Raw genomic sequence first — 6,880 nt, 5'->3', positions numbered from 1 at the left:
GGGGGGGGGCGCGGACGCCCGCGGGTCAGGAGGCGAGCACGCGGTCGACGGCGTCCAGGACGCGGTCGAGGCCGGGCAGGTACTCGTGCTCCAGCTTGGCCACGGGGTACGGGGTGTGGAACCCGCCGACCCGGAGCACGGGCGCCTCGAGGTGGTAGAAGCACTCCTCGGTGACCCGCGCGGCGACCTCGGCGCCGGTGCCGTACAGCACCGGGGCCTCGTGCACGACGACGCACCGCCCGGTGCGGCGCACGGACGCGGCGACCGTGGTGATGTCGAGCGGGGAGATGGTGCGCAGGTCGACGACCTCCACGCTGCGACCCTCGGCGGCCGCGGCGTCGGCGACCCGCAGGGCCGTGGCGACGGTCGGGCCGTGCGCGACGAGCGTGACGTCGGTGCCGGGGCGGAGCACGCGCGCGCCGTCCAGGACGGACGCCGCGGCCAGCGCGTCGGCGTCGGTGTCGACGTCGCCCTTCTCCCAGTACCGGCCCTTGGGCTCGAAGAACATCACCGGGTCCGGCGAGGCGACCGCCTGCTGGATCATCGTGTACGCGTCCTGCGGGTCGGACGGGCTGACCACGCGCAGGCCGGCGGTGTGCGCGAACAGCACCTCGGGCGACTCGCTGTGGTGCTCGACCGCGCCGATGCCGCCGCCGAACGGCACCCGGATGACGACCGGGAGGTTCAGCCGGCCGCGGGACCGGTAGTGCATCTTCGACAGCTGGGTCGTGATCTGGTCGAACGCCGGGAAGATGAACCCGTCGAACTGGATCTCGCAGACCGGGCGGTAGCCGCGCAGCGCGAGGCCGATCGCGGTGCCGACGATGCCGGACTCGGCGAGCGGGGTGTCGACGACCCGGTCGGTGCCGAAGTCCTTCGCCAGCCCGTCGGTCACCCGGAACACGCCGCCGAGCGCGCCGATGTCCTCGCCCATGAGCATGACCTTGGGGTCCCGCTCCAGGGCGGCCCGCAGGCCCGTGTTGATCGCCTTGGCGAACGTCATCCGCTGCGTGCTCACCGGTGCTCCCCTCCCGCGAACGAGGCCTCGTACCGCTCGAACCAGGCGCGCTCCGCGTCCACCACCGAGTGCGGCGTCGCGTACACGTGGTCGAACATCGTGCTGGTCGCCGGGCGGCCCAGCGACCGGACGAACGTCCGGATCTTCTCGCCGAGCGCGTCGGCCTCGGCGGCCAGCCCGGTGCGGAAGTCCTCGGACAGCGCGCCGGTCGCGTCGAGGTGCTTCTCGAGCCGGTCGATCGGGTCGCGCTGCCGCCAGTAGTCCTCCTCCGCGGCCGACCGGTAGCGGGACGGGTCGTCGGAGGTGGTGTGCGCGCCCATCCGGTAGGTGAACGCCTCGACCAGGGTCGGGCCGCCGCGGGACCGGGCGCGCTCCAGCGCCTCGGCGGTCACGGCGTACGTGGCCAGCACGTCGTTGCCGTCGACCCGGACGCTCGGCACGCCGAAGCCCGGGCCGCGCGCGGCGAGCGGCACGCGCGCCTGGCGGGTGGTGGGCTCGGAGATCGCCCACTGGTTGTTCTGCAGGAACAGCACCAGCGGCGCGTTGTTCACGGCCGCGAACACGAGGGCCTCGTTGACGTCGCCCTGGGCGGTCGCGCCGTCGCCGAAGTAGGTGACGACCGCGGTGTCGCGCTCGGGGTCGCCGGTGCCGACCGCGCCGTCGCGCTGCACGCCCATCGCGTACCCGGTCGCGTGCAGGGTGTGCGACCCGATGACCAGCGTGTACAGGTGGAAGTTGAACTCCTCCGGGTCCCAGCCGCCGTGGTCGACGCCGCGGAACAGCTGGAGCAGCTGCGTGAGGTCCAGGCCGCGGGTGTGCGCGACGCCGTGCTCCCGGTAGGACGGGAACACGTAGTCCTGCGGGGCCAGCGCGCGGCCGGAGCCGACCTGCGCGGCCTCCTGGCCGAGGCACTGCGCCCAGAGGCCGAGCTCGCCCTGCCGCTGCAGCGCGGTCGCCTCGGTGTCGAAGCGCCGCACGAGCACCATGTCGCGGTACAGGCCGCGCAGGGCGTCCGCGTCGAGGTGGGCGACCCGGGCGCTGTAGTCGGGGTGGTCGACGCGCTCGCCCGCGGGCGTGAGCAGCTGGACCAGGCCGTCGTCGGTGAGCGGACCGCTGGTGCTCACGCGTTCTCCTTCGGCTGGGGGGAGGCCCCGGACTTCCTCGGGACCCTGGCTAACCTACGCCAGCGTAGGCTACGCCACCGTAGGTCCAGGGCCCCGGGCGCCGTCAAGACGGGCCGTCCCCCGTTGTGGGGTCCCGACAACCCCAGCGTCGACCCGTGACCGGCCCCGCGCACGACGACGGCCCGCCACCCCGGGTCGGGGCGACGGGCCGTCGCGGTGTCGGACGAGGTCAGCGCTGCGGCAGCCGCACGACCTCGACGAAGAACTCGTCGATCTGCCGGACGACCTCGATGAACCGGTCGAAGTCGACGGGCTTGGTCACGTACGCGTTGGCGTGCAGGGAGTAGGACCGCACCACGTCCTCCTCGGCCTCCGAGGTGGTGAGCACGACGACCGGGATGCTGCGCAGCGCGTCGTCGTTCTTCATCGCCTCGAGCACCTCGCGCCCGTCCATCCGGGGCAGGTTGAGGTCGAGCAGCACGAGGTCCGGGGTCGGGGCGTCGGCGTGCTCGCCCTCCTTGCGGAGGAACGCCAGGGCGCTGACGCCGTCGGAGACGACCGCCAGCCGGTTGGCGACCTTGTTGTCGTCGAACGCCTCCCGCGTCATCAGGACGTCGCCCGGGTCGTCCTCGACGAGCAGGACGTCGATCACCTTGCCGTTGCGTGCCACGCTCACTCCGATCCCTCGGCCGTCCGGCCGTCCTGGTCCTGGCGGTCGTCCGCCGGCTCGTCGACGGCCGGGAGCGTCCAGCGCACGCTGGTGCCCGGGCCGTCCGGCTCGCCGAGCCAGATCCGACCGCCGTGGTACTCCACGATCTTCTTGCACAGGGCGAGCCCGATGCCGGTGCCCTCGTACAGGTCCTTGGGGTGCAGCCGCTGGAAGATCACGAACACGCGCTCCGCGTACTGCGGGTCGATGCCGATCCCGTTGTCCCGGCACTCGAGCTCCCACGAGTCTCCCACCCGCCGGGCGCTGATCCGGACCACGGGCGGCCGCTCGGGGTCGCGGAACTTGATCGCGTTGCCCACGAGGTTCTGCAGCAGCTGCACCAGCAGCGGGCGTTCGCCGCGCACCACCGGCAGCGGGTCGTGCGTGACCACCGCGCCGGTGTCCTCGACCAGGTTGTCCAGGTTCTCCAGCGCGGCACCCAGCGCGTCGTCCAGCGGCACGTCCGCGAGCTCGCCGCCCAGCCGCCCGACCCGGGAGAACCCGAGCAGGTCCTGGATGAGCTGCTGCATGCGCTTCGCGCCGTCGACGGCGAACGCGATGTACTGGTCGGCGCGCTCGTCCATCTGGCCGCCGTACCGCTTCTGCAGCAGCTGCGTGAACGAGGCGACCTTCCGCAGCGGCTCCTGCAGGTCGTGCGACGCGACGTACGCGAACTGCTCCAGGTCGCGGTTCGACCGGCGCAGCTCCTCCGCCTGCTCCGCGAGCCGGTCGTGCGCCTCGGCGATCTCCGCGCGCTGGGCCTCCACGGCCTGCACCTGGGCGACCAGGCCGAGCCGCATCCGCTCGACGGTGTCGGCCAGGTCGGCGATCTCCCCCGGGCCCGTCGTCCGCACGGCGTGGTGCAGGTCGCCCTCGCTCACCGCCCGCGCGTCCGCGGCCAGGGCGCCGAGCGGCTCGGCGATCCAGGAGCGCAGCGTCCGCCACAGGACGGCGCCCGCCACCGCGCCGGCGATCACCAGCGCGACGAGCGAGCCGATGACGACCCGCGTCCACATGGCCAGCGCCGACGCGGCCTCGTCGCGCCGCTCGCGGAGCACGTCCAGGTAGTCCTGGACGGCGGTGCGGGTCTCGTCGAACAGCGCCCGGCCGCCCTCGATCTCCTCGGCGCTGACCGCGGCGGGACCGCCCTCGGCGACGGCGGCGATCGTGGGCTGGGCGAACCGAGCGTCCCAGCGCTCGGCGGCCTCGACCGCCGCGGCGGCGGCCTCCCGGACCGGCGCCGAGGCGCTGCCCGCGGCCACCGCGGCGAACGCCTCGGTCGCGTCCTGCGCGTTCTCGTACGGCTCCAGCGTGCCGTCGAACCCGGTGAGCGCGTAGCCGCGCACCGCGGTCTCGCCGTCGACCAGCTGGGTGTACGCCGTCTCGCCGTTCGTGATGGCGGTGAAGTACTGCTCGGTCACCAGGTCCTGGGCGTCGAGCATCCGCCACAGCGCGATGCCCGAGCCCACGAACACGAGCGCCAGCACGACGCCGGCCGCCACGAGGGCGGTGGCGAGCCGGCGGCGCAGCGTCGTGCGCGACCGCGCGGCGGGGCCGGCGGCGGGTGCGGGAGCCGTCACGCGGGCGCACCGCCCCAGCCGAGCACGACCACCGCGGTGTCGTCGACGAGCTCGCCGCCGTGCCGGCGCCGCACCTCGCGCAGCACCTCGTCCACCGGGTCCGCCGGCGACCCGGCGAGCACCCCGTCCACCAGCTCCAGCAGACCGGCCTTGCCGATCCGCTCGTGGGTCCCGCTGATCGTCGCCTCCAGCACGCCGTCCGTGTACATCATCAGCCGCCACCGGTCGCCGAGCTCGAGCCGGTGCGGGCGCCAGGTGCCGGCGACCGGGATGCCGAGCGCGCGACCGCGCAGGTCCCGCGGGAGCAGCTCCGACGGCCGACCCGCGCCGGGGTCGCCGAGCAGGAACGGCACCGGGTGCCCCGCCAGGTACAGGTCGACGGCCGACCGGTCGGGCGCGATCTCGACCATCGACATCGTCGTGAACACCTCGTCGCGGGCCCGCTCCGACTCCAGCACCCGCTCCAGCAGCGGCAGCAGGTCCGGGGTCGCGGTGCCGGCGAGCACGAGGGTGCGCCAGGCCGTCCGCAGCACGGCGCCCAGCGCCGCCTCGTCCGGGCCGTGCCCGCAGACGTCGCCGACGATGGCCAGCACCGTGCCGTCCGGGCGTTCCATCACGTCGTAGAAGTCGCCGCCGAGCACCCCGTCGCGGCCCGCGCGGTAGCCGACCCGCACCTCCAGGTGCGCGTCCTGGACCGACGGGCGCGGCAGCAGCGCGCTCTCCAACCGGACCGTCTCCTCCGCGCGGACCATGCTGCGGTACAGCTCGCGGTCGACGGCCTGCAGCCGGCGGCGCTGCACCGCGTACCGCACCGAGCGACCCAGCAGCTCGCCGTCGACCTCACCCTTGACCAGGTAGTCCTGGGCACCCGCCGCCACGGCCTGCAGCCCGGTCTCCGTGTCGGTCCGGCCCGTCAGCACCACCACCGCGGGCGCACCCGCCGTGAGCAGGGTCTGCAGCGCGCCGAGGCCCACCGAGTCGGGCAGGCCGAGGTCGAGCAGCACGCAGTCCACGTCCAGCCGGGCGAGCGCCTCGTCCAGCGTGCGGGCACGCACCAGGCGTACGTCCAGGCCCGCGTCACTGAGGTGCTCCTCGACCAGGACCGCGTCGCCGTCGTCGTCCTCGACCAGGAGCAGCGAGATGGGTCCGCCGTCCAGGGGGTCGGCGGGGCGACCGGCGCGGCCGGGCCACGCGGGCGGCATCATCACGCCCGGCGTCGTGCTCTCGGTCACCCCTCCACCTCTCTGCGCTCGTCGCAGCATAGGCGAGGTCGCCGGGGGCGCGCGGTGGCGCCGGCCCACGGGCGGTCGGCTGACCTGCGGACTCGCCCGAGCACGCCCCGCTGCTCAGTGACGCAGGTCGCGCGCGACCCGCAGCACCACGTCCGTCGCCTCGGGCTCGCCGACGCTGATCCGGACCCCGTCGCCCGCGAACGGCCGCACGAGCACGCCCGCCGCCGTCGCCGCCGCCGCGAACCGCGCCGTGCCGTCGCCGAGCGCCAGCCACACGAAGTTCGCCTGGCTGTCCGGGACCTCCCAGCCGTGCTCGCGGAGACCCGCCAGCAGCCGGGTCCGCTCCCGCACGATGCCGTCGACCCGCTCCAGCAGCTCGTCCCGCGCCCGCAGCGACGCGACCCCCGCCAGCTGCGCCAGGTGCGACACCCCGAACGGCGTCGAGGCCGCGCGGATGCCCGCCGCGAGCCGCGCGTCGGCGACCGCGTAGCCGACCCGCAGGCCCGCCAGGCCGTACGCCTTCGAGAACGTCCGCAGCAGCACCACGTTCGGGTGCGCCGCCAGGACCGCCAGGCCGTCCGGCGCCTCGGGGTCCCGCACGAACTCCACGTACGCCTCGTCCAGCACCACCAGCACGTCGCGCGGGACCGCCGCCAGGAACGCGTCCAGCTCGTCGGCGTGCACGGCCGGGCCCGTCGGGTTGTTCGGGGTGCACACCAGGACCACCCGGGTCCGCTCGGTCACCGCCGCCGCGAGCGCCGGCAGGTCCAGCCGCCCGTCCGCGCCCACCGGCACCGGCACGCCCGTCGCCCCCGCCAGCGTCACCGCGATCGGGTACGCCTCGAACGACCGCCACGGGTGCACCACCTCGTCGCCCGCGTCGCAGAACGCGGCGAGCACGTGCCCCAGCACCGCGACCGAGCCGCAGCCCGCCACGACCTGGTCCGGCTGCACCCCCAGGTGCTCGGCCACCGCCTCGACCAGGTCGGTCGCGTACATGTCCGGGTACCGGTTCACGTCGACCGCGCCGTCCGCGATCGCCGCCACCACCGACGGCAGCGGCGGGTACGGGTTCTCGTTCGACGACAGCTTGAACGCGGCCGCGCCGACCGGGACCCGGGCGCCCGGGACGTACGGCGGGAGGCTCGCGAGGGCGGGGCGCAAGGGGACGTGCTTCACGCCGCCAGGATGCCACCGCCGGGGCGCCCGCCGGGAGC

General features: G+C 74.9%; 6 protein-coding genes. All 6 read right to left on the bottom strand.

All coding sequences use genetic code 11. From position 1 onward, the window contains the following. Window positions 1-25: 25 nt before the first annotated feature. The gene (locus G6556_RS15905) at window positions 26-1,003 is read right to left on the bottom strand and encodes an alpha-ketoacid dehydrogenase subunit beta (protein ID WP_166943596.1); all 978 of its coding nucleotides are present in this window, start codon (window positions 1,001-1,003) and stop codon (window positions 26-28) included. Between the two features lie 11 nt (window positions 1,004-1,014). Then, window positions 1,015-2,142 carry a pyruvate dehydrogenase (acetyl-transferring) E1 component subunit alpha gene (pdhA, locus tag G6556_RS15900; RefSeq protein WP_166943589.1) on the bottom strand — a complete coding sequence of 376 codons (1,128 nt, stop codon included), beginning with the start codon at window positions 2,140-2,142 and terminating at the stop codon, window positions 1,015-1,017. A 229-nt stretch (window positions 2,143-2,371) separates the two neighbouring features. Next, window positions 2,372-2,818: a response regulator gene (locus G6556_RS15895; protein WP_346774943.1), complete on the bottom strand. Its 447-nt coding sequence runs from the start codon at window positions 2,816-2,818 to the stop codon at window positions 2,372-2,374. Further along, a complete protein-coding gene (locus G6556_RS15890; RefSeq protein ID WP_166943583.1) occupies window positions 2,815-4,431 on the bottom strand; it encodes an ATP-binding protein in 1,617 nt (538 codons plus the stop codon). Before G6556_RS15890 ends, G6556_RS15895 begins: the two co-directional genes overlap by 4 nt. Further along, window positions 4,428-5,663: a SpoIIE family protein phosphatase gene (locus G6556_RS15885; protein WP_346774942.1), complete on the bottom strand. Its 1,236-nt coding sequence runs from the start codon at window positions 5,661-5,663 to the stop codon at window positions 4,428-4,430. The genes G6556_RS15890 and G6556_RS15885 overlap by 4 nt, the downstream gene beginning before the upstream one ends. A gap of 114 nt (window positions 5,664-5,777) precedes the next feature. After that, the gene (hisC, locus tag G6556_RS15880) at window positions 5,778-6,842 is read right to left on the bottom strand and encodes a histidinol-phosphate transaminase (protein ID WP_166943581.1); all 1,065 of its coding nucleotides are present in this window, start codon (window positions 6,840-6,842) and stop codon (window positions 5,778-5,780) included. Window positions 6,843-6,880 lie beyond the last annotated feature (38 nt).

Source organism: Cellulomonas sp. IC4_254, assembly GCF_011603975.1.
Taxonomy (GTDB): Bacteria; Actinomycetota; Actinomycetes; order Actinomycetales; family Cellulomonadaceae; genus Cellulomonas.
Note: the sequence above shows the minus strand (reverse complement) of the source record. Positions and strands in the feature narration are given on the sequence as shown.

Coding starts and splice junctions, on each gene's coding strand:
- G6556_RS15905 (WP_166943596.1), bottom strand. CDS start 1,003: ATGACGTTCGCCAAGGCGATCAACACGGGCCTGCGGGCCGCCCTGGAG.